This window comes from Microbacterium sp. 18062 (assembly GCF_902706225.1).
Lineage (GTDB): Bacteria > Actinomycetota > Actinomycetes > Actinomycetales > Microbacteriaceae > Microbacterium.
Genome location: NZ_CACSKB010000059.1, coordinates 1 through 22,403, shown reverse-complemented (window position 1 = coordinate 22,403; position 22,403 = coordinate 1). Strand labels below are relative to the sequence as shown.

Below are 22,403 nucleotides of genomic sequence, written 5' to 3'. Positions count from 1 at the left end.
GGTGGGACGGGGCTTCCGGGTCAGGGGCGCAGCGACGCCACGACGTCGAGCTTGTCGAGCACGTGCGGGGCGATGACGAACGGGTAGAGGTCGTCGGCGCCCATCGAGCGGTTCACGAGGTTGAGTGCGGTCGACAGGGGGACCCAGACCTCGGTCACGAGGTCGCGGAAGCGCTCTCGGCCGATGAGGTCCGCGGCCCGCACGAGGCCGTACTCGACCGAGGTCTCGATCGTGTCGCAGATGTGCAGGTAATGCGCCCAGGTCTCGGCGAAGTCCTCGTACGGATGCATCGTGGCGTACGAGGAGATGAAGTCCGAGGGCCAGGCGGGCGGCGGTCCCTCGGCATAGTGGCGATCGACGGACTCCTGGTAGTCGGCGGTCTCGTCGCCGAAGAGGTCGCGCACCCGTGCGACGAGGGCGTCGTCGCCGCTCCGCTCCACGAGCTGCCACTCGTAGTAGTGCCCCACCTCGTGCCGGAAGTGCCCGAGCATCGTGCGGTAGGGCTCGGCGAGCTGCCGGCGCACGCGCTCGCGGTGCGAGTCGTCGCCCTCGGCGAGGTCGATCGTGATCACGCCGTCGGCGTGCGCGATCAGCACCTGCTGCGCGGTGCTGGAGAGCAGATCGAAGGCGAGGCCGTTGATCGGATCCTCGTTCTTGCCCACGACCGGGAAGCCCAGGGCGTCGAGCTCGGCGACGAGGTGGCGCTTCGCGCGCTCGGCGACGGGGAAGTTCGCCAGGCCCGCCGCATCCGCGTCGTTCGGACGGGTGCGGGTCAGGTCGCAGCTGACGCACTGGCCGCCGGCGAGCGGGGCGAGCCAGGTGCAGCCGGAGAGGCCGAGGTTGCGGCAGACGTGCCAGATCCAGCCCTCCGCATCGACGTAGACGCCGTTCTCGTCGACCGGCACGATCTCGCGCTCGCCGCGGGAGTATCCGAGGCCGGTGCCGCACGACACGCAGACGGAGTTCTCGAAGTACAGGGCATTGCCGCACACGCGACAGCGGTAGGCCTTCACACCGCGATCCTGCCACGCGGGCGGATCGTGGGGGATGGGGTGGCGGCGGCGGGACTCGCGCGGTAGACGACCGGGCGGACGGTGCGTGCCGTGGTGCTCAGGATGGATGGCGTGACTTTCGGCCGGCCTGACATCCTCGTCACGCGACCCAGCCCCCAGAGTCCGAAGAGTCGTCAACCGGCGGCAGCGAGGCCCTGAACGGCCTCGTCGAACGTGCCAGCCGCGTCGTCCGGGGTTTCCGCAACGACGACGCCCACCGACTCGGAATGCTCCTCATAGGCGGCAGCCGCGACCCGGCCACCCCCGCCTGAAGTCCGAGAGATCATTCTCCCGAGGCTTCATGCTCAAGCGCTGTCCTTAGCGGTATAACCTGTTGAATAGCCCCCGAGTCGAATGACTGTTCTGAGAAGAAGGTGAACTGTGGCATCTCCTCGCGGCGAGCGACGGATGACAGCAAGGCTCTCCTGGCCAATCTGGACAACCGCGGCTATCGCTTCACTCGTTTTTCTCACCGTCGCTCATAGAGCGCCTGAGGTGTGCGCACCGCTGCTCACCATGAACCGGGGCAACTGTTTCCTGTTAGATCGCTGGGGAATCGCCTTGGCGGGGATCGCTATTGTTGCGCTTGTTTCGCTCGCGGCAACCTTGGCTCTCGTGAAGACTCCCCTTCGCGCCGTGACGGTGATACTTGGCTCATGTGTCATCAGTCTCCTCGTGAGCGGCGCCATTCTTTTCCTCCTGGCGACATGAGAGGGCGGCTGTTGGCGGCAGCCGCCCTCTCATCTACTACTCGACTTTGATCGACCAACCAGTTGCTGCGAGCGCGCCGGTGACCAAAGTGGAGAAGCCGGTCGAACTGCACAGTCTGCCATCCGAGATCCCCGAGCAGGTACTACCAGACCCCCCTGGAATCGCAGAGATGATCGTTCCTGCGACGATGGAGGCCGTGCCGTTGATGAGCACGGGGATTACGCCCGGGCCGCCGCTGTCACCCTGACCAACAGCGGGCGTGCCGTTGGCCTGGTCGGTTCTGACAGCAGCTTGCACGTTGACCGCTGCCCCGTTAACGCCGCTAAGACTATAGGACAACCCCGTCTGCGTCACTACGTTGCCGCAGATGAATCCCGAGTATGAACCCGAATAGCAGAGCTCTGTTCCGATCGGCACGTTCGAAGCGCCCTTAATCAGGATGCCTTGCGCACTGTTCCAGGCGCCGGTGTAGACCGCGCCGGTGTTCGAAGCAGTCTTGATTACCGCGGCGTCGTAAGTGGAAACCCACGAATCGACGATCCCATCGTTGCCGTAGTAGTAGACCGTCGAGCCCGTGTTATTGGGCCACATGACAGTCTGGTCGCCACTGTTGGCACAATGTGCCGCGAACATAACTCCCGATTGACCGCTCTTAGTTACTGCGAATCCTGTTGTGCAGGCGTTTGTGAGCGACCCGCTCGAATATCGCCAAACGCGCGCTCCTCCCATCCCGTACAGATCCGCTTGACGTGCGGCCGGAACTGGAGCGGCGTGGTCAGAAAGTGTGATTGGTACCCCGAGATCGGACTCCAAAGAACTCATAGCGTCCGCTGAGATCGAACGGTCCTGCTTCTCATCGAAAGTGATGGTCAATCCAGTCCCGTCTTTCTCGGGCGCCACCGATGAAACGGAGCCACTTGCGAGTGCTGTTTCGGCGGCTCGGCGCAGATCTCCTGGTACCAGTACCGTGCCGCTTATCCGCACCGCCACGGGTGACTCCTTCAGTTTCTGCGCCAGCGCCTCAGACGGATCTCCGTGCCACCAAACGATAACCTCAGTGCGATCGCGACTGATCTCTACCGCGCTGAAGCGATCATCGGTACCGAACGTATCCTGCAGGCTCGAAGCAAATGAAAGCATCTCGCCGGGGATGACAGGGAGCTCGAGTGCATCGACCGCAACCTCAGCCCTCTCAATAGAAGCACTTTCCCCGACCGGTGAATCAGGTGAGACGTTCACCGTCTCCGCTCCATTTGCGTTAGCTGGGATTGCCACTCCGACTGTGAGTAAACCGCCAATTATGCAAACTCCGGCACGCATCCCCTACTTCTTGCGACGCATCGACACCCTCCCAATCGTTGATATGCACTCCATAGGCGTCATCTTATCTGCCAGATACGGAGAACATGTAACCTCAGGGTTTATCCGACATTTCCCGAGCGCCTTGTCGCCGATCACGACAATCCAGCAGCCACCGCGGGGGCAGCGCAGTGGCCCTATGAGCCGCTGTCCCAGTTGCTCTCCCTCGAAGCGTTAGGCCCATCTACGGGTCCGTCCCACCGCCGTCGGTGATGGACAACCTCCTGCTCTGTAAATGCGGCGATGTGTGGTCATAGCACTTCACGCCGCCCCTCGAGCGGCGCGACGTCGACGGACACCTTCAGGGTCGACTTCTTCGCCTTCGTGAAGATGATGCCCTTCACGGGCGAGACGTCGCCGTAGTCGCGGCCCCAGGCGACCGTGACGTACCGGTCGTTCGCCCACTGGTCGTTGGTCGGGTCGATCGCGAGCCACTCCTCGGTGCCGGGCAGCCACACGGCGATCCACGCGTGCGAGGCGTCCGCGCCGAACACGCGGTCCTTGCCGGGCGCGGGCCGGGTGGCGAGGTATCCGCTCACGTAGCGCGCGGCGACGCCGTGGCTGCGCAGGCAGGCGAGGGCGAGGTGCGCGAAGTCCTGGCAGACGCCGGCGCGCGTCGCGAGCACATCGGCGACGGTGCTGGTGACGGTCGTCGCCGTGCTGTCGTAGGCGAAGTCGGCGTGGATGCGGTGCATGAGGTCTGTGACGGCCTCGCCGACGGGACGCCCAGGGGTCAGGGATGCCGCCGCGTACTCCGCGACGCCTTCGGCATGCCGAGCGCGCGGCGACTCCAGCGCGAACTCCGTCGTCGCCCACGCGCCGGCAGCATCCGGATGCGCGGTCGGCCGGGCTCGCTCCCAGGGCTGGGCCAGGGCGTCCTCGTCGTACACGGGTGTGAGCACGGTCACCTCGCTCGTCGCCTCGATCACGAGACTGCCGTGCGGATCCGTCAGGTGGAAGTACGTGAGCGCGTTGCCGAAGTAGTCCAGCTCGCGGTCGGCGGCGCCCGGGTCGGGGTCGAGCGTGACGGTGTGATCGCCCATCTCCTGCCACGGCAGCTGCCGTGGCACGAGGTGGAACAGTCCCACGCTGTCCTGCACGGGTCCGCTGTACGTGTAGGCCGTGCGATGCCAGACGCGGTATCTCATGCGGACGCCTCCATCTCCTCGACGAGCGACAGCGCCGAGAGCGCCAGCGGCGGCGGTCCCGCCTCGAAGAGCACCTGCTCGATCGACTCGCCGATCTGCGCGAGCCGGGCGATCGTGTCGGCGAGGAAGTCCTCGAGATGGATGCGGCGGCGCTCCGCGGCGAGGTCCACCGTCGTGACGAGGTCCGCGACCTCGACCGCTTCCAGGCTCTGGATCAGGTGGTCGACGAGGCGCTCGGGGCGGCTCGACCCGGTCGAGGCGGGCATCGCCGCCAGGTGCGTGCGGAGCGCCTCGAGGCAGAACGCGACCGAGCGCGGGTTCTCGGGGTCGAGCAGCACAAGCTCCAGCGCGTCGGCGATCCGCACCGACCCCTGGTAGCGGCGGCGGTAGGTGACGATGCTCTCGGATGCGGTCAGGAGCGCTTCCAGCACGCTCCGGTCGGCACGGTAGTCGCGGCGCTCGACGGCGGTCGTCGCGAGCAGCCGGCACACCTGCAGCGCGCGTTCGAGGGCCCGGCCCGCCTCGATCATGTGCCAGCCGGGATCGCGGATCATGCTCGCGGTGACGCCCTGGAACGACAGGATGGCGGTCAGCATCCGCCCGCCCGACTCGGCGGTGCGATGCGCGCGCTCCGAGCCCGCGAGCGCCTTGCGGGCTCGGTCGATCGCCGAGAACACCCGCCAGGTGTCGCCGGACAGCTGATCGCGCACGCCCTCGAGCGCCGCGCGGAGCCGCACGATGGAGTGCGCGGCCGTGCCGGGGCGGCCAGTGTCGAGCAGGAGCCGCCGGAACTCGTCCTCGGGGTCGGCGACGCCGGCTCCCGACAGCTGCACGAGCGCGCCATGCAGGGCGCGTGCCCCCGCGATGCCGCCGCGCGTGCGGCTGGCGTACTCGAACTGCTGCTGCGCGGTGAGCACGAGCCGCAACGAGTCCTCGGCGCGCTCGGCGTAGCGCCCGGCCCAGAACATGTCCTCGAGCGCGCGCGGGGCGAGCTCCGACACGGTACGTCCAGCGGCGCTCGGCGCGAGGTCGCCCAGACCCTGGTCGAGGTCGGCCTCGGCCGCCTTCAGCACCCAGACGTCCTTGGTCGTCGGAACCGTCTCGCCCGTGACCCGGTCGCTCACGGTGGCGAGCCCCCCGACGAGCGGGCGATAGGAGGATCCGTGGCGCAGCGCGAACGTGCGCAGCGCGATCGGGCGGGGATCCGCCCCGTCGCCGCGGCGCCAGACCGGAGCCTGCGAGAGCGCGAGCAGATCCTGGCCGACGTACCGGTGCCCCTCGGCACGGATGCGGTCGGCGAGCTCCCGAGGGGAGAGTCCCTCGAGCGCCGCCCGGGTGCCATCGATCGCGCGGATCGCGAGCGTCGGGTCACCGTCGGCGAGGCGTGCGAGGACGGCGGCGCGGGAGTCCGGATCTCCGCACCACCAGGTCGGCACCGAGGGCAGGCGCAGCTGCTCGCCGAGCAGCCGTTCGCAGATCGCCGGCATGAACGGCATCAGCGCCGGGTTCTCCAGCACGCCCGCGCCCAGCCCGTTCGCGAGACGCACGCGGCCGCGTCGCACCGCCTGGGCGAGGCCGGCGACGCCGAGCCGGGAGTCGGCGCGCAGCTCGAGCGGATCGCACCATTCGGCATCCACCCGGCGCAGGATCACATCGACCCGCTCGCGCGGCCGGGTGTGCGGCCAGCGTGCCGGCTTCATCCACACGTAGCCGTCCCGCACGACGAGGTCGCTGCCCTGCACGAGCGGGAACCCGAGCGCGTTCGCGATGAAGGCCTGGTCGAACGCGGTCTCGGAGCTCGTCCCGGGCGAGAGCACGACGACGCGCGGCTCGTCGACGCCGTCCGGCGCCGAGGCGACGAGCGACTCGCGCAGCGCCGCGATGTAGGGCTCGAGCCGGTGCAGGTCGCTCTCCTGGTAGAGCTCCGGCAGCACCTGTGAGACGACGCGCCGGTTCTCCATCGCGAACCCGAGCCCCGACGGCGCCTGCACCCGGTCGGCGAGCACGTGCCATTCGCCGTCGGCGTCGCGCCCGAGGTCCGCGGCGGAGAGGATCAGCGGCTGCGGCGCGGATCCGGGATGGCCCGCCGCGCGGACGAAGCCGGAGTGCGCGAAGACGGATGCCGCCGGGATCACGCCGTCGCGCAGCAGCCGCCGGGGCCCGTACAGGTCGGCGAGCAGCTCGTTCAGCAGCTCGGCGCGCTGGGCGAGGCCGAGCTCGAGCTTGGCCCACGAGGGTGCGTCGATGATCAGCGGCATCGGGTCCAGGCGCCAGGGCCGTGCGCCCGCATCCGGGGTCACGTACGTCACGCCGTCGTCGGCGAGGAAGCGGTCGATCTCGCCGGTGACGCGGTCGAGCTCGCCGGGGGTCAGCGCGAGTGCGAGCGAGGCCATGCCGCGCCAAGCGAGGCGGAGGCTCCCATCGGCGCCGACCAGCTCGTCGTAGCGCGCACCGCCGTCGAACGCGCTCCCGTCGAACGCGGTGGCATCCGACCCGGCGAACGGCAGGGTCGGCTGCGACACGGCGTTGACGTAGTCACGGAGCACACTCACGCCGGGGGGACCCTCCTCAGGTCCAGGGTGCGCGGGTAGTCGGTCGTCGTGCCCCGGCGTCCGGCGGCTCGGGCAGCCGCGACATCGAACGCGCCGGAGGTGTGTCCGCGCTGTTCGAACCTACCGGATCGGCGGGCCTCGGCCTCGTTCGCGTTGACCGGCGGATGCTCGTACGCCCGTCCGCCCGGATGCACGACGTGGTACGTCGCACCGCCCAGACTCGTCGCCGAGGGGATGTCGACGACCTCGAAGGTGAGCGGCGCCTGCACCTCGATCGACGGATGCAGCGCGGACCACGGCTGCCACGCCTGATAGCGCACGCCCGCGTAGTACTCGCCGTGGCTCCCGGTGGGAGTCAGCGGCACCGCCACACCGTTGCAGGCGACGAGATGGCGGTCGGGATCGATGCCCTGCACCGTCACCTGCACCCGCTCGACCGAAGAGTCCACGTACCGCGCGGTGCCGCCCGAGGTGGCCTCCTCGCCGAGCACGTGCCACGGCTCGATCGCCTGGCGCAGCTCCAGGTGGACGGGCGCACCCGACGGCGTGGTCAGCGACGTCACTCCGATGCGGGGGAAGCGGAACTCCGTGAACGAGTCGAGCCAGGTCGCGTCGAAGTCGATGCCGTGGGCGCGCAGGTCCGCGACGACCTCCGCGGCGTCGCGGCTCGCTCCCTGCGGCAGCAGGAAGTCGTCGTGGAGCGCCGTGCCCCACCGCACGAGGGGGGCCGTGAACGGCTTCTCCCAGAACATCGCGACGAGGCTGCGGACGAGAAGCGCCTGCACGAGGGCGAGCTCGGGATGCGGCGGCATCTCGAATCCGCGGAGCTCGAGCAGCCCCAGCCTGCCGCGGCTCGAGTCGGGACTGTAGAGCTTGTCGATGCAGAACTCCGCGCGGTGCGTGTTGCCGGTGAGGTCGGTGAGCAGGTGCCGGAGGGCACGGTCGACCAGCCATGGCCGGGGCTCGGTGCCTTCGCCGTCCTCGGTGTTCGCGGCGCTCCCGGCGGTGAGCCGGCGGATCTCCTGCAGCGCGATCTCCATCTCGTACACCGCCTCGGGGCGGCCCTCGTCGAAGCGCGGCGCCTGGCTGGTCGGGCCGATGAAGCGCCCGGAGAAGAGGTACGACAGGCTCGGGTGCCGCTGCCAATACGCCACGAGGCTCGCGAGCAGGTCGGGGCGGCGCAGCAGCGGCGAGTCGATCGGCGTGCTGCCGCCGAGGGTGATGTGGTTGCCGCCGCCGGTTCCGGTGTGCGTGCCGTCGAGGTCGAACTTCTCGGTCGACAGGCGCGCCCGCCGTGCCTCCGCATAGAGGGTGACGGTCAGGTCGCGCTGCTCGGCCCACGACGAGGTCGGCTGCACGTTCACTTCGATGACCCCGGGATCCGGGGTCACGACGAGCTGGGTGAGGCGGGCGTCCGGCGGAGGCCCGTAGCCCTCGAGCACGACACCGCATCCGATGTCGGCCGCCGCCTGCTCGATCACCCGCAGCAGGCTCGCATACGACTCGAGCCGCTGCGTCGGCGGGAGGAACACGTGCACGTGGCCCTCGCGCGCCTCGAACGCGAGCGCGGTCGTGGGCGCGCCCTCGGCGTCGATGACCTCGACCGCCGGGATGCCGGCGACCAGCGGTGGGCCCGCCTCGAGGTAGCTCGGCTCCCCGGGGCCGTCGGGATCCGTCCACGAGATCGCGTCGAGCGGCAGCCGCAGGCCCACCGCGCTCGTGCCGGGAAGGAGCACGAGCCGCCCGCGGCGGAACCGCCAGGCGGGGCTCGTCCATGCGCCGTCGGTCGTCAGCGGCAGCACCCAGCCGGTCGGGCGGGTCTCGGTCGCATCCAGGTCGCCGACGTCGGACGCGGCGGGCTCGGGGTCGCCCGGGCGGGGGCCCGCGGGCTCGCGCAGCTCGGCCGCGAGGCGGGCGAGGGGGTCCTCGAACGCGGGCAGCAGCTGGCCGGCAGGGAGTCCCAGCAGCGCCGTCACCCGCGCGGCGAGGGCCTCGGCGTGCGCGGGGGCGTCCGCATCCGTCCGCTCTCCCCACGGGTCGGCGAGAAGCGCCGGATCGCCCCAGAGCGGCTCCCCGTCGGTGCTCCACTGCAGGGCGATGTTCCACCGCGGCAGGGGCTCGCCCGGGTACCACTTGCCCTGGCCGCGGTGCACGACGCCGCCGAGGGCGTACGTCTGCCGCAGGCGCTCGGCGAGCAGGTTCGCGAGCTCGCGCTTGCGCGGGCCGTCGGCATCCGTGTTCCACTCGGCGCTCGTCGCGTCGTCGAGGGCGACGAACGTCGGCTCGCCGCCGAGGGTCAGGCGCACGTCGCCGCGGCGCAGCCGCTCGTCGACGGCCTCGCCGAGCGCGTCGATGCGCTGCCACTGCTCGGCGGTGAAGGGCTTCGTGGTGCGGGGGTCCTCGTGGATGCGGCGCACCTCGTTGCGGAAGGCGAACGTCACCTCGACCGGGTCGGTCGCGCCGGAGATGGGTGCGGCGGAGGAGGGATGCGGCGTCGCGCTGAGCGGGATGTGCCCTTCTCCGGCGAACAGCGCGCTCGTCGCGTCGAGGCCGATCCAGCCGGCCCCGGGGACATACACCTCCGCCCACGCGTGCAGGTCGGTGAAGTCGGCCGCGGGCCCGCTCGGGCCGTCGAGCGAGGCCTGGTCGCTCGCGAGCTGCACGAGGTAGCCCGACACGAAGCGCGCCGCGAGCCCGTAGCGGCGGAGGAGGCTCACGAGCAGCCACGCGCTGTCGCGGCACGAGCCGATTCCGCGGGCGAGCGTCTCGTCGGGGGCCTGGACGCCGGGCTCCATGCGCACCGAATAGGCGACCTTCGCGTGCACCGCGCGGTTGAGCGCCGCGAGGAACAGCACGGTCGGCATCCCCTCGGGCGGCAGGTCGATGCGCCCGCGGCGCCAGTCGTCGGCGGCGTCGCTGCCCTCGACCGGGCGGAGGTACGGCGCGAGGTCGGCGGCGAGCTCGGGCGCGTAGGCGAAGGGGAAGCGCTCGGCGTACTCCTCGACGAAGAAGTCGAGCGGGTTGATCACCATCATGTCGGCGACCAGGCCCACCGTGATCTCGAGCCGGTCGACCTTCTCCGGGAAGACGATGCGGGCCAGCCAGTTGCCGAAGGGGTCCTGCTGCCAGTTGACGAAGTGGTTCGCCGGGCTCACCTCGAGCGAGTACGCCTCGATGGGGGTGCGCGAGTGCGGAGCGGGTCGCAGCCGCACGGTGTGCGGGGCGACTTTGACGGGGTGTGCGAACTCGTAGCCGGTGTAGTGCTCGAGCGCGACCTTGATCGACATGTGCTCAGCTTGGTCGATCCCTGTTGCCGGTGGGTTACGGTGCGGGTCCGCTCCGGCTGTGCTCCGCTCCGGTCCGGCTGTGCTCCGCTCGCGAGAAACCACATCCCGCACGAGACATCGCGCATCCTGCTGCGTCTCGCTCCGGATGTGGTTTCTCGCGGTCAGGGGAGAGGCGCCTAGGCTGGAAGGGTGAGCGAGTTCACCGTACGGGCGGCCCGGGCCTCAGACATCCGCGGCATCCACCGGATGCTGGAGCCGTACGTGCAGCGACGGATCCTGCTCGGCAAGGACATCGTCGTGCTCTACGAGGCGGTGCAGCAGTTCCAGGTGGCCGAGGACGAGCACGGCCGGCTCATCGGATGCGGCGCCCTGCACGTCATGTGGGACGACCTCGGCGAGATCCGCACGCTCATCGTCTCGGACGAGTGGCTGCACCGCGGCGTCGGCCGCGCGATCGTCGAGGGGCTGGAGCAGAGCGCCCGCACGCTGGGCCTCAAGCGCCTCTTCTGCCTCACGTTCGAGGTCGATTTCTTCACCCGCCGCGGCTTCGCGCCGATCGGCGAGCACGTCGTCGACCCGGACGTCTACTCGCAGCTCGTCCGCAGCCCCGACGAGGGCATCGCCGAGTTCCTCGACCTCGCGCACGTGAAGCCGAACACGCTCGGCAACACCCGGATGCTGAAGACCCTCTGAGGGATGCGGCGCCCGGGCGCGCCGCATCCGTATGTCCGACCGATCCGCGGCATAGGGATCATCGGTACGGTGCAGCCATGAACGCACGGTCACGCCTCGGACGACGAGCGGAGCTTCCTCGCGAGCGCGCGGCGAGCAGGATCACCGCATACGTGTACGGCACGGTGGTGGCGCTCGCCGCGGTTATCCCGCTCACGCGCGACAACGCCGAGAGCGGGCTGAGCTTCGCGATCGTGCTGGGAGCCTCGCTGACCACCTATGTGGCGCACGTGCTCGCCGAGTCCGCCGGGATGCGTGCCCGTCACGACGAGCCGCTCGAGATACGCGAGCTGCGCAGCGAGTTGCGGGACTCGTTGCCGGTGCTCACGAGCGGGGTCGTCCCGGCCGCCATCCTCGGTCTGGCGTGGCTCGGCGACGCTCCGGGGCTGTGGGCACAGATCGCCGCCGAGGCATACTGCATCCTGAGGCTGGCGCTCACGGGGTTCGTCATCGAACGGATCAGAGGCCGTCGGCCTTCGCTGCGCACCTTCCTCGTGGGCTTCGTGCTGGCGGCGGTGGGCGTGGCCGCCTCGGTGCTGAAGGTCGTGCTCGGCTCGCATTGACGTGGAAGTCTGCCCGGGAAGAGGGAGTTCTCCTCCATGTCTCACTCGTGCAGGTACGGGACGGCCTCGCGCTGCACAACTGAGACACGGAGCATGCGTGCGGCGACACGGAGCGTGCGTGCTGTGCCCGGTCGTCGGATCGAAGGCCGGATGGGTACCTCGACGCGCCTCACGAGACGTCATCAGCCCCACAGATCCGACGACCGGCGACCCATCCGCGATGATGACGACCGGATGCGGCAGATGAACGGCAGACCCGGAGCATCGGCGAGCCGAACACGCTCGGCGAGACCCGGATGCTGAAGACTCTCTGAGCGGATGCAGCGCCCGGGCGCGCCGCATCCGTCCCCCGGTGGCGCCCCGCTTAGCCTGGAGCGGTGAGCACTCCCGCACGTCGACGCAGGCATTCCCCCGCTGTCTACCGACGTCGGCGTCTCGTGCTGGTCGTCGCGCTTCTGGTGGTGATCGCGGTCGTGTGGCTGCTGATCGCACAGCCGTGGCGAGGTGCCGAGACGGCCGTCCCCGCGCCGACGACCTCCTCGCCCGCCGCGACGCCGACGCCCACCGCCACCGACGAGGATGCCGCGGCGGCCGAGGCTGCGGCCAGTGAGGCGGCCGAAGAGACCACAGACGATGCGGCCGAATCGACCGAGCTCCCCGAGTGCGCCGTCGGTGACGTGGCGGTCGAGGCCGTCACGGATCAGACGAGCTACGCGGCCGATCAGAACCCGCAGCTGTCGATCCGGCTCACGAACACCTCGGGCGCGGACTGCGCGATGAACGTGGGAACCAGCACCCAGTCGTTCATCATCACGAGCGGGAGCGACACCTATTGGCGCTCGACCGACTGTCAGAGCGAGCCGAGCGACACCGTCGTGACGGTCGTGGCCGGCCAGACCGTGACCAGCGCGAGCCCGATCACCTGGGACCGTACGCGCTCCTCTGTCGACTCCTGCGACGACGCCGGTCGCGAGCGGGCGCCGGGCGGCGGTGCGTCGTACCATCTCGCGGTCGCGATCGGCGGCATCCCCTCGACCAGCACGGCGCAGTTCCAGCTCGACTGATCCGGGAGTCTCCCCGGGGTCGGTTCCTGATCGAGGAGCAACGCTCCGAGACGAAGGGTTGCGGAGCCCGTTCCCCGAGTTCCGGATGCGGCCGGGGCCGCCGCATCCGGAACCCCGCTCCCGGGCTACTTCGTGCCGTCGAAGAGCTCGGTCTCCATCGCGTCGTAGCCCTCCCGCTGCGGGTTGCCGTGCACGCCGCCGGAGAGCGCGTACTCTTCCTCGGGCGAGAGCACGAGGCGCTTGCGTCCGTAGACCGCGAAGCCGATGAAGATCACGGCGTAGACCACGATGATGGCGACGATCGCGAGCAGATACGCCGAGTTGAACAGCAGCCCCAGGAACACGATCGCGGCGATGATCGCCGCCGAGTACGCGCCGAACAGGCCCCACGGGCTCTTGTAGGGGCGGGCGACATCGGGGAACTTCCGCCGCAGCACGATGAACGAGACCATCTGCAGGAAGTACGCGAGCACCGCGCCCCACACCGCGATGTTGAGCACGATCGCACCCGCCGGGCTGGCGTCGCCGCCCGCCGCCTGCACGACCACCAGCGCGAGGAACCCGATGACGGCGCCGAACACGAGCGCGACCCACGGCGTCTTGCTCTTGCCCGTCAGCGAGAGCCAGCGCGGGTAGTAGCCGGCGCGCGAGAGCGAGTACATGTTGCGTCCGTAGGCGAACATGATGCCCATGAGCGACGCGAGCAGGCCGATGAGCGCCAGCAGCGCAAGGACCGCCGCGGCCTGGTCGCCGACCATGACGCGGAAGCCGTCGAGCAGGGGCTCGAGCGAGCCGCCGGTCGCCTCGGCGCCAAGAACCCCGGTGTTCAGGAAGAGCACGATGAGCCCCGTGACGATCAGGGTTCCGCGCGCCCAGAGCCCGGCGCGGGGGATGTCGCGGGACGGGTCGCGCGACTCCTCGGCCGCGAGCGGAAGCTCCTCGATGCCGAGGAAGAACCACATCGCGAACGGCAGTGCCAGCAGGATCGAGCCGATCCCGAACGGCAGGAACGCCGACTGGCCCGGATCAGGCGCGATGTCCCACAGGGCGTCCCAGCTGAAACCGCCGGAGAAGACCGCCATGGCGCCGAAGACCACGATGATCCCGATCGAGATGAGCGACACCACGATCGCGAAGCCGAACGAGATCGCCGCGCCCGCGGCGTTCAGCGCGATGAAGAGGGCGTAGAGGATCAGCCACCACACGAATCCCGGCAGGCTCACCCCCGTCAGCAGCGACAGCGCCGCGTCCGCGTACTGGCCGGAGAAGTAGACGACGACAGCGGTCGTGGCGACGTACTCGATGGACTCCGCGAGACCGGTCGCGAGGCCTCCCCAGGGGCCCATCGCCGACCGCGCGAACGAGTAGGCGCCCCCGGTGTGCGGCATCGCCGCGGCCATCTCGCCGATCGAGAACGTGAGCCCGTAGTACATGATCACGAGCAGGACGAAGGCGATCAGCATCCCGCCGAAGCCGGCGAACCCGATGCCGAAGTTCCAGCCGGAGAAGTCGCCCGAGATGACCGCCGCGACCGCGAGGCCCCACAGCCCCCACACGCCCGCCGACCGCTTGAGCGTGCGCTTCTCGAAGTACGCGCTCCCGGCGCGGGTGTAGGTCGCTCCCGCGACCCGACGTGAATCACTGCTCTGAGACATCCATCCTCCGTGAGGCTTCGGGTGCTGCCGTGACCGGACGCGCAGCGATGCGCACGCCGTTTCGCACGATTGTGAAGGCTATTGGCATGCTGTGTCTACCTTTGAGAATCAAATCCTCGTTACAGTGAAGGGACTCCCCTCCGCCGGGCGGTCGGCAAAGGTGGGTTCGCTCGGGATCCCTCGGGCCGACGAGAGGACGACGGATGCCGGGAAACCTCACCGTGACGGAGCTCGACGCCGCGATCACCGCGGGCGAGATCGACACTGTCGTCGTCGCCTTCCCCGATGCGCAGGGGCGCCTGGTCGGCAAGCGGGTCTCGGGCCGGATGTGGCGCGACGTCGTGCTGCCGCACGGCGCCGAGGCGTGCAACTACCTGCTGTCGGTCGACGTCGACATGGGCACCGTCGACGGCTACGCGATGTCGAGCTGGGAGACCGGCTACGGCGACATGGTGCTGGTCCCCGACGTCTTCACCCTCCGCCGGATCCCCTGGCAGCCCGGCGCAGCGCTCGTGATGAGCGACCTGCGGTGGGAGAGGGGCGATCCCGTGGTGCCCTCACCGCGCAGCATCCTGAACCGTCAGCGCGACCGCCTCGCCGACCGCGATCTCGTCGCCTACGCGGGAACCGAGCTCGAGTTCATCGTCTTCGACGACACGTACCGGGATGCCTGGCGCAAGGGATACCGCGACCTCACCGCCTCGACGGACTACAACGTCGACTACAACCTGCTGGCGACGACCCGGCTGGAGCCGCTGCTGCGCGACATCCGGAACGGGATGGAGGCCGCGGGCCTGTACTGCGAGGGCGTGAAGGGCGAGTGCAACCTGGGCCAGCAGGAGATCTCCTTCCGCTACGGCGAGGCCCTCGCGACGGCCGACGACCACACGATCTACAAGAACGGGGCGAAGGAGATCGCCGACCGGCATGGCAAGGCGCTCACCTTCATGGCCAAGTTCGACGAGCGCGAGGGCAACAGCTGCCACATCCACCTGTCGGTGCGCTCGAGCGCGGGCGAGCCGGTCATGGCGGGGGACGGTGCGCACGGCTTCAGCCCGCTCATGGAGCACTGGATCGCGGGCGTCCTCGCGACCCTCCGCGAGTTCACCCTGCTCTACGCCCCGACGATCAACTCCTACAAGCGCTATGCGAAGGGCTCGTTCGCGCCGACCGGCGTCGCCTGGGGCCTCGACAACCGCACCTGCGCGCTGCGGGTCGTGGGGCACGGCGCGGGCCTGCGGGTCGAGAACCGGGTGCCCGGCGGGGACGTGAACCCCTACCTCGCCATCTCGGCGATCATCGCCGGCGGACTCCACGGCATCGAGAACGAGCTGACGCTGCCGGACCCCCTTGCCGGAAACGCCTACGCCTCGGGGGCCGACACCCTGCCGACGACGCTCCGCGAGGCCGCTGCGCTGTTCGCCGAGTCGCGGATCGCCCGCGAGGCGTTCGGCGACGACGTGGTGGAGCACTATCTGAACCAGGCGCGCATCGAGGTGGAAGCCTTCGACGCCGCCGTGACCGACTGGGAGCGCGTGCGTGGCTTCGAACGACTCTGACGCTTCGTCTCGCTTCGCTCGCTCAGCGACCGGGGGCGGGGATGCGGATGCGGCGGCTCGCGCCGGGGGATCGGGCGCAGAGCCGGATGCGGAGCGACCCGACGACGCGCTGCCGGTCGTCGGCCTCACCACGTATCTCGAGCGGGCGAAGCAGGGCGTGTGGGACGTGCGGGCGTCCTTCCTCCCGGAGCAGTACGTCGACGCCGTGACCGCGTCGGGCGCGGCGGCCGTGCTGCTTCCTCCGCAGCCGAGCCCGGAGCGGTCGGCCGAGGCGGTGCTCGACGGACTCGACGGGCTCATCCTCACCGGCGGGATCGACGTGCAGCCCGAGCTCTACGGCGCGAAGCGGCATCCGCTCACCGATCCGGCGCGACCCGACCGCGACGCGTGGGAGCTGGCCCTCGTCCGCGGTGCGCGGCGGCGGGGGATCCCCGTGTTCGGCATCTGCCGCGGGCTGCAGCTCATCAACGTCGCGCTCGGCGGCACACTGCACCAGCACCTGCCCGACGCGTACGGCACCGAGCGGTACCGGATCGGTGGCGGGGTGTTCGCGGAGAACACCGTGGTCGTCGACGACGGCACGCGACTGGCGGGGCTGGTCGGCGCGGGGGATCTCGGCGTGCACAGCTATCACCATCAGGGGGTGGACCGGCTCGGCGAGGGGCTGACCGTCACGGCCCGCACGGACGACGGCCTCGTGCAGGCCTTCGAAGTCCCGGGCGACGAGTACCTCGTGGCCGTGCAGTGGCATCCCGAGGAGAACGCCGCCGATCGGCGGCTGTTCCTCGGGCTCGTGGCCGCCGCATCCGGGCACCGCGCCGCCCGCGCCGCATCCGGGCACCGCGCCGGCCGCATCCCGTCCGCCGCATCCGCCCGAGCAGGAGCCGACGCATGAGCACCATCACCGTCATCGACCCCTCGACGGGGCTGCCCTTCCACGAGCTCGCCCGCGCGACGGAGGCGGACGTGGATGCGGCCGTCGCCCGCGCCGTCGCCGCGCAACGCGCGTGGGCCGCGCTCGCCCCCGGCGCCCGCGCCGACGCGCTGCGGGCGTTCGCCCGCACGGTCGAAGAGCACGTCGAGGAGCTCGCACGGCTCGAGGTGCGAAACTCCGGGCATCCGATCGGCTCGGCCCGCTGGGAGGCGGCGCACGTCGCGCAGGTGCTCAACTACTACGCCGGCGCGCCCGAGCGACTGCTCGGGCGGCAGATCCCGGTGCCGGGCGGCATCGACGTGACCTTCCACGAGCCGTACGGCGTCGTCGGCATCATCGTGCCGTGGAACTTCCCCATGACGATCGCCTCGTGGGGATTCGCGCCCGCGCTCGCCGCCGGCAACGCGGTCGTGCTGAAGCCCGCCGAGCTCACCCCCCTCACGGCTCTGCGCCTCGGAGAGCTCGCGCTCGCCGCGGGCCTTCCCGAGGGACTGTTCCAGGTCGTCGTGGGGTCGGGCTCGGTCGTCGGCCAGCGCTTCGTGTCGCACCCGGACGTGCGCAAGGTCGTCTTCACCGGCTCGACCGAGGTCGGCGTCGACGTCGCCGCGGGGTGCGCGCGGATGCTGAAGCCGGTCACGCTCGAGCTCGGCGGCAAGAGCGCGAACATCGTGTTCGCGGATGCGGACCTGGAGAAGGCCGCGGCGGCCGCACCGGGCGCGGTCTTCGACAACGCGGGGCAGGACTGCTGCGCGCGCAGCCGCATCCTCGTGCAGCGGTCCGTCCACGACCGCTTCCTGGAACTGCTGGAGCCGGCCGTCTCCGCGTGGCGGGTGGGGGATCCCTCCCGCGAGGACGTCGACATGGGGCCGCTCATCTCGGCCTCGCACCGCGAAGGCGTCGCGGCGTTCCTCGACGGCGCGGACATCGCCCTTCGCGGCACAGCCCCGGGTGGGGACGGCTTCTGGTTCGCGCCGGCCGTCGTGCTCGCGCAGCCGCAGGACCGGGTCGCGCGCGACGAGATCTTCGGGCCCGTCGTGGCGGTGCTGCCGTTCGACGACGAGGCGGACGCCATCCGGCTCGCGAACGACTCGATCTACGGGCTCGCGGGATCGATCTGGACCGAGAGCCTCGGCCGTGCCGTGCGCGTGTCACGTGCGGTCAAGAGCGGCGTGCTGTCGGTCAACTCGCACTCGTCGGTGCGCTACTGGACGCCGTTCGGGGGGATGAAGGCGTCCGGCCTCGGACGCGAGCTCGGCCCCGACGCCGCCGAGCACTTCACCGAGACGAAGAACGTCTTCTTCGCGACGGACGCCTGATGCCCGCCCACATCCGTCGTGTCCCCGGTGGTGGGGATGGGGATGGTGCTGCCGCCCCCGCATCCGTGTCTCATATGTGCATGCTTCGGGCGCCGCGAGGCTGCACAACCGAGACACGGACTACCCGTCACCGAGAGGAAACATGAGATGGACCTGACCCAGCGACTGAAGGACCGTGTCGCGATCGTCACGGGCGGCGCGAGCGGCATCGGCTTCGCGACCGCTCGCCGCTTCGCGGCCGAGGGCGCCCGGGTGGTCGTCGCCGATCTGGACCCGGTCGCGGGGGAGCTGGCGGCGGCCGAGGTGGGCGGCGTCTTCCGCGCGGTGGACGTCGCGGACGAGGCATCCGTCGACGCGCTCTTCGACGGGGTCGCGGCGGAGCTCGGCGGCGTCGACATCGCGTTCAACAACGCGGGCATCTCGCCGGCGGACGACGACTCGATCGAGACGACCGAGCTGCCGGCCTGGGAGCGCGTGCAGGACGTCAACCTCAAGAGCGTCTACCTCTGCTCGCGCGCCGCGCTGCGGCACATGGTGCCCGCCGGGCACGGGTCGATCGTCAACACGGCCTCGTTCGTCGCGCTGCTCGGCTCGGCGACCTCGCAGATCTCGTACACGGCGTCGAAGGGCGGCGTGCTCGCCCTCACACGCGAGCTCGGCGTGCAGTTCGCGCGGCAGGGTATCCGGGTGAACGCGCTCTGCCCGGGGCCGGTCAACACCCCGCTGCTGCAGGAGCTCTTCGCCAAGGACCCGGAGCGGGCGCAGCGCCGGCTCGTGCACGTGCCGATGGGTCGCTTCGCGGAGCCCGACGAGCTCGCCGCCTCGGTCGCGTTCCTCGCCTCGGACGACGCCTCGTTCATCACGGCGACGGCCTTCGTCGTCGACGGCGGCATCACCAACGCCTACGTCACCCCGCTCTGAGATCGCCCGTCCTCGGCCCCTGCGCGAGGGGTGAGGCGCGGGGACGGAGGGCGGCGACGGGATTGTCGCCACCTCGTGGTGGGTCCCGATGGCACGGAGACGCTGACCTGGCCCGGGGGAGCGTACGGGTCCGGCCGGGCATCGCGCCCGGCCGGACCCGCGCACGGAGCCGGGTTCCGGTCGAGCCGCGCCTCATGAGAGGCTCAAGGCGATGAGCGACGAGCGGGCGTGGGACGAGGCGCACCGTGCGGTGTACCGGCCGGTGCGTCGTTCGAACGCCCTCGAGGACACGGTGTCGCGCATCGTGCAGGCGATCCGCATCGGTGTCGTCGCTCCGGGCGAGGCGCTCCCGCCCGAGCGCGGCCTCGCGGAGCTCTACGGGGTGAGCCGCGACACCGTGCGCGAGGCGATCCGCGAGCTCGCCGACGCCGGGTTCCTGGTGCCGCGGCGCGGTCGCTACGGCGGCACGTTCGTCGCCGACCCGCTGCCCCGGCCCGTCGTCCCGGCGGAGGTCGACGCCGCCGAGATCGACGATGTCCTCGGCATGCGCCGCATCGTCGAGACCGGCGCCGCGCGCGCGGCCGCGCAGCGCACGATGTCGGCCGACGAGCGCGACGCGCTCTGGAAGCGTCTCACCGCCACCAGCGCCGCCTCGCTCGAGGACTATCGCCGGCTGGACTCGCTGCTGCACCTCGCGATCGCCGAGGCCGCGGGCATCCCGTCGCTCGTGCCGCTCATCGCCGACAGCCGCGCGCGGGTGAACGCCTGGCTCGACTCGTTCCCGCTGCTGCCGCGCACGATCGAGCACTCCGAGACGCAGCACGAGCGCATCGTGACCGCGATCCTCGCGGGGCGGGCGGATGCGGCGGACGCCGCGATGCGCGATCACCTCGCGGCGTCCGAGGCCCTGATGCGCGGCTTCCTCTCCTGAGCCGTCCTCCGGCGCCGAGCCCGTCTCCCGGCGCCGAGCCCGTCCCCCCCTGCGCTGGTGTGGATCCGGGGGACCGGGAGAGACCGATCCGCGGGGGATCGGTGGGATTCGAGGGCGGGAGCGGGGCCGTACGCTGGAGGGATGGCGGGCAAGAAGAGCAGGAAGCGCGACGAGCCGGACATCGACTTCCGAAACACCGCGCTGGCCGACGCGCTGCAGACGCAGGACATGGCCGCCATCGCCTTCGCGCTGCGGCACGGGCCGACCGTGGTGCCGATGATGCGCGCCGGTGCCCGCGACAACCCCCTCGATCAGGGCGAGGTCTGGACGTATCGCGATCCCGAGAACGGCCAGGTCGCGCTGCTGCTGTTCAGCGACGCCGCCCACAAGCCCGAGACGCTGCCCCCGGCGGTGGGTCTGCAATCGCCGGAATGGCTGCGCACCTTCCTCACCGCCTATCGCGACGAGATCACGACCGTGTTCCTCGACATCGCGGGTCCGCATCCGGTGCAGGCGACCCCCGCCGACCTGCTCGCCGCGCTCGAGCTCTGACCCGGAAGCCGCCCGTCCTCGATCCCTGAGCGAGAAGCGACACCCCGGGACGCGGGGGCGCTTCGTCTCGCCTTCGGCTCACTCAGCGCCCTGGCTTTCTCCGGTCCAGGGAATGCCCCGCACAGCCGCACAGAGACTGACCCGGACGTCCGAGCCGTTCCGAACGGCTACCGGCCATCGGTCGCGCACGCCGGACCGCGGACCGCTGACGCCGGACCGCCGGACTACCGGACCACCGGGGCGCGGGGAACGACGCGGTCTGCTGCCGGGTGCCGACCCGCAGGGGGTGTGCGGCTCAATGCCGATGCGCGTTCGGTGGCCCGGCGCGCGGCTCAGAAGCCGGGAGTGTCGGCGATGTCGAGCACGGCACCGGCCGGCGTCGGCTGCGCCACCCGTTCTCGCGCAGGCCTCGCCGCGTGCTCTCGCACGGACCGAGTGGTCTCGGCGCGACCCTCGCGCGAACCGCCCGTCGCGGCTTCGCTGCTCTGCGGGGCACCGGTCGCCGCCCGCGGCTGGAGCCCCAGCCGCTCGAGCGCCGAGGCGAGGTCGTTCACGCCCGCGTCGATGAGCCCCGTGTAGCCGAGACGGCCGGCCTCGGTGCGGCGCTGGGCGAGCTGCGCGACGGGTCGGATCTCGCCGGTCAGGCTCAGCTCGCCCACGGCGGCCACCTCGTGCCGGATGGCCCGATCGGTCGCGGCGCTCGCGATCGCCAGCGCGATGGCGAGGTCGGCTGCCGGCTCGGTGAGCTTCATCCCGCCGACCGTCGAGACGTAGACGTCGCGTTCGCTGACGCGCAGACCCGCCCGTCGCTCGAGCACCGCGAGGATCATCGCGACGCGGGACGACTCGACGCCGTTGACGACCCGGCGCGGATTCGGGGCGGATGACGGGATGACGAGCGCCTGGATCTCGACCGGCAGCGCCCGGCGTCCCTCGAGCGCCACGGTGACGCAGGTGCCGCTGACCGGAGCGCCTTTGCCCAGGAACAGCCCCGAGGGGTCGGGCACCTCGCTGATGCCGTCGCCGGTCATCTCGAAGCAGCCGACCTCGTCGGTCGGGCCGAAGCGGTTCTTGAGCGCCCGCACGAATCGCAGCGACGTCTGCCGGTCGCCCTCGAAGTGGCAGACCACATCGACGAGGTGCTCGAGCAGGCGGGGGCCTGCGATCGAGCCGTCCTTCGTCACGTGCCCGACGATGAGCACGGGAAGATCGCGCTCCTTGGCGATCCGGATGAGGGTCGCCGCGACCTCGCGCACCTGGCTCGGGTGCCCGGCGAGGCCCTCGCTCAGCGATGACGACACGGTCTGCACGGAGTCGACGATGAGCAGCGACGGGCGCACCTCGTCGACGTGCCCGATCAGGGTGGCGAGGTCGGTCTCGCTCGCGAGGTACAGCTCGTCGTGGAGCGCGCCCGTGCGCTCGGCGCGCAGGCGCACCTGGGCGGTGGACTCCTCGGCGCTCACGTAGAGCACGCGGTGGCCGTCGCGCGCCGCCTGGGCCGCGACCTCGAGCAGCAGGGTCGACTTGCCGACGCCCGGTTCGCCGGACAGCAGGATCGCCGCGCCCGGCACGATGCCGCCGCCGAGCACCCGGTCGAACTCGGAGACCCCGCTCGGGCGCCGCGGCGACTCGGCCGTGGTGAACCGGGTGATCGGCCGCGCGGCGCGCTCGCTGGTGGGCGCCACGGCCGAGAAGTTGCGGAGCACTCCCGTCTGCTGAGCGGCCTCGACCACGGTTCCCCACTGCTGGCACTCGCCGCAGCGGCCCGCCCACTTCGACGTCGTCCAGCCGCACTCGGTGCAGCGGTACGGGGCGGGGGCGGGACGACGGGTGGCCATGCCCCCAGGCTAGGCGCCCCATCCGACATCGTCGCCCGGGCCGCGCCCCATCCCTGCACCGGGCCGGGTGTTCGGGCTCCCGGGGCGCGGCGGGGGCGCCGGGAATCCATCAGTCGTCGGATCTGCGGGCTGTTCAGGTACCTCAGGGGGCTCAGGAGGCATCATCCGTCCCACGGATCCGACGACTGGTGCCTCATTCCTTCCCAGCGCCTGGACACGGAATACCGCC

16 protein-coding genes are annotated in these 22,403 nt (G+C 70.8%); 9 read left to right on the top strand and 7 right to left on the bottom strand.

What is annotated here, in order from left to right:
* Positions 1-20: 20 nt before the first annotated feature.
* The 5 genes from GVL03_RS16640 to GVL03_RS16620 all read right to left on the bottom strand — a co-directional run bounded on the left by GVL03_RS16640 (position 21) and on the right by GVL03_RS16620 (position 10,109).
* Complete coding sequence (locus tag GVL03_RS16640) at positions 21-1,013, bottom strand: putative zinc-binding metallopeptidase (RefSeq protein WP_159502128.1); 993 nt, start codon at positions 1,011-1,013, stop codon at positions 21-23.
* A gap of 786 nt (positions 1,014-1,799) precedes the next feature.
* Complete coding sequence (locus GVL03_RS16635; protein ID WP_159502127.1) at positions 1,800-3,002, bottom strand: hypothetical protein; 1,203 nt, start codon at positions 3,000-3,002, stop codon at positions 1,800-1,802.
* A gap of 371 nt (positions 3,003-3,373) precedes the next feature.
* A complete protein-coding gene (locus tag GVL03_RS16630; protein WP_159502126.1) occupies positions 3,374-4,270 on the bottom strand; it encodes a transglutaminase family protein in 897 nt (298 codons plus the stop codon).
* Positions 4,267-6,822 (bottom strand): circularly permuted type 2 ATP-grasp protein, encoded by a 2,556-nt coding sequence (locus GVL03_RS16625; RefSeq protein WP_159502125.1) that lies wholly within the window; start codon positions 6,820-6,822, stop codon positions 4,267-4,269. Before GVL03_RS16625 ends, GVL03_RS16630 begins: the two co-directional genes overlap by 4 nt.
* On the bottom strand, positions 6,819-10,109 hold the full coding sequence (locus GVL03_RS16620; protein ID WP_159502124.1) for a DUF2126 domain-containing protein: 3,291 nt from the start codon (positions 10,107-10,109) through the stop codon (positions 6,819-6,821). Before GVL03_RS16620 ends, GVL03_RS16625 begins: the two co-directional genes overlap by 4 nt.
* 189 nt (positions 10,110-10,298) lie before the next feature.
* Here GVL03_RS16620 and GVL03_RS16615 point away from each other — a divergent pair, with 189 nt between their 5' ends.
* The 3 genes from GVL03_RS16615 to GVL03_RS16605 all read left to right on the top strand — a co-directional run bounded on the left by GVL03_RS16615 (position 10,299) and on the right by GVL03_RS16605 (position 12,468).
* Positions 10,299-10,802, top strand: coding sequence for an amino-acid N-acetyltransferase (locus tag GVL03_RS16615; RefSeq protein ID WP_159502123.1), 504 nt, complete (start codon positions 10,299-10,301; stop codon positions 10,800-10,802).
* Between the two features lie 77 nt (positions 10,803-10,879).
* Complete coding sequence (locus GVL03_RS16610) at positions 10,880-11,404, top strand: hypothetical protein (RefSeq protein WP_159502122.1); 525 nt, start codon at positions 10,880-10,882, stop codon at positions 11,402-11,404.
* A gap of 377 nt (positions 11,405-11,781) precedes the next feature.
* Positions 11,782-12,468: a hypothetical protein gene (locus tag GVL03_RS16605; protein ID WP_200847211.1), complete on the top strand. Its 687-nt coding sequence runs from the start codon at positions 11,782-11,784 to the stop codon at positions 12,466-12,468.
* A 125-nt stretch (positions 12,469-12,593) separates the two neighbouring features.
* Here GVL03_RS16605 and GVL03_RS16600 read toward each other — a convergent pair whose 3' ends face one another.
* Complete coding sequence (locus tag GVL03_RS16600; protein WP_159502121.1) at positions 12,594-14,123, bottom strand: amino acid permease; 1,530 nt, start codon at positions 14,121-14,123, stop codon at positions 12,594-12,596.
* Between the two features lie 203 nt (positions 14,124-14,326).
* Here GVL03_RS16600 and GVL03_RS16595 point away from each other — a divergent pair, with 203 nt between their 5' ends.
* The 6 genes from GVL03_RS16595 (at position 14,327) to GVL03_RS16570 (ending at position 20,336) form a co-directional block, all read left to right on the top strand.
* A complete protein-coding gene (locus GVL03_RS16595) occupies positions 14,327-15,682 on the top strand; it encodes a glutamine synthetase family protein (protein ID WP_159502120.1) in 1,356 nt (451 codons plus the stop codon).
* A gap of 109 nt (positions 15,683-15,791) precedes the next feature.
* Positions 15,792-16,577, top strand: a complete 786-nt coding sequence (locus GVL03_RS16590; protein ID WP_159502129.1) for a gamma-glutamyl-gamma-aminobutyrate hydrolase family protein — start codon at positions 15,792-15,794, stop codon at positions 16,575-16,577.
* Positions 16,574-17,932: an aldehyde dehydrogenase gene (locus GVL03_RS16585; protein WP_159502119.1), complete on the top strand. Its 1,359-nt coding sequence runs from the start codon at positions 16,574-16,576 to the stop codon at positions 17,930-17,932. The genes GVL03_RS16590 and GVL03_RS16585 overlap by 4 nt, the downstream gene beginning before the upstream one ends.
* 147 nt (positions 17,933-18,079) lie before the next feature.
* Positions 18,080-18,853 carry a 3-oxoacyl-ACP reductase gene (locus GVL03_RS16580; RefSeq protein ID WP_159502118.1) on the top strand — a complete coding sequence of 258 codons (774 nt, stop codon included), beginning with the start codon at positions 18,080-18,082 and terminating at the stop codon, positions 18,851-18,853.
* Positions 18,854-19,064: 211 nt separating this feature from the next.
* Positions 19,065-19,784 (top strand): FadR/GntR family transcriptional regulator, encoded by a 720-nt coding sequence (locus GVL03_RS16575; RefSeq protein WP_159502117.1) that lies wholly within the window; start codon positions 19,065-19,067, stop codon positions 19,782-19,784.
* A gap of 141 nt (positions 19,785-19,925) precedes the next feature.
* Positions 19,926-20,336, top strand: a complete 411-nt coding sequence (locus GVL03_RS16570; RefSeq protein ID WP_159502116.1) for a dehydrogenase — start codon at positions 19,926-19,928, stop codon at positions 20,334-20,336.
* A 332-nt stretch (positions 20,337-20,668) separates the two neighbouring features.
* On the opposite strand, the gene radA is transcribed toward GVL03_RS16570, so the two are convergent.
* Positions 20,669-22,174: a DNA repair protein RadA gene (radA, locus tag GVL03_RS16565; RefSeq protein ID WP_159502115.1), complete on the bottom strand. Its 1,506-nt coding sequence runs from the start codon at positions 22,172-22,174 to the stop codon at positions 20,669-20,671.
* Between the last annotated feature and the right edge of the window lie 229 nt (positions 22,175-22,403).

What these genes read in the sequence shown, in the direction of transcription:
- GVL03_RS16630 (WP_159502126.1), bottom strand. Translation starts at nt 4,270, where the DNA reads ATGAGATACCGCGTCTGGCATCGCACGGCCTACACGTACAGCGGACCC.
- GVL03_RS16620 (WP_159502124.1), bottom strand. Translation starts at nt 10,109, where the DNA reads ATGTCGATCAAGGTCGCGCTCGAGCACTACACCGGCTACGAGTTCGCA.
- GVL03_RS16610 (WP_159502122.1), top strand. Translation starts at nt 10,880, where the DNA reads ATGAACGCACGGTCACGCCTCGGACGACGAGCGGAGCTTCCTCGCGAG.
- GVL03_RS16600 (WP_159502121.1), bottom strand. Translation starts at nt 14,123, where the DNA reads ATGTCTCAGAGCAGTGATTCACGTCGGGTCGCGGGAGCGACCTACACC.
- GVL03_RS16595 (WP_159502120.1), top strand. Translation starts at nt 14,327, where the DNA reads ATGCCGGGAAACCTCACCGTGACGGAGCTCGACGCCGCGATCACCGCG.
- GVL03_RS16585 (WP_159502119.1), top strand. Translation starts at nt 16,574, where the DNA reads ATGAGCACCATCACCGTCATCGACCCCTCGACGGGGCTGCCCTTCCAC.
- GVL03_RS16580 (WP_159502118.1), top strand. Translation starts at nt 18,080, where the DNA reads ATGGACCTGACCCAGCGACTGAAGGACCGTGTCGCGATCGTCACGGGC.
- GVL03_RS16575 (WP_159502117.1), top strand. Translation starts at nt 19,065, where the DNA reads ATGAGCGACGAGCGGGCGTGGGACGAGGCGCACCGTGCGGTGTACCGG.
- GVL03_RS16570 (WP_159502116.1), top strand. Translation starts at nt 19,926, where the DNA reads ATGGCGGGCAAGAAGAGCAGGAAGCGCGACGAGCCGGACATCGACTTC.
- radA (WP_159502115.1), bottom strand. Translation starts at nt 22,174, where the DNA reads ATGGCCACCCGTCGTCCCGCCCCCGCCCCGTACCGCTGCACCGAGTGC.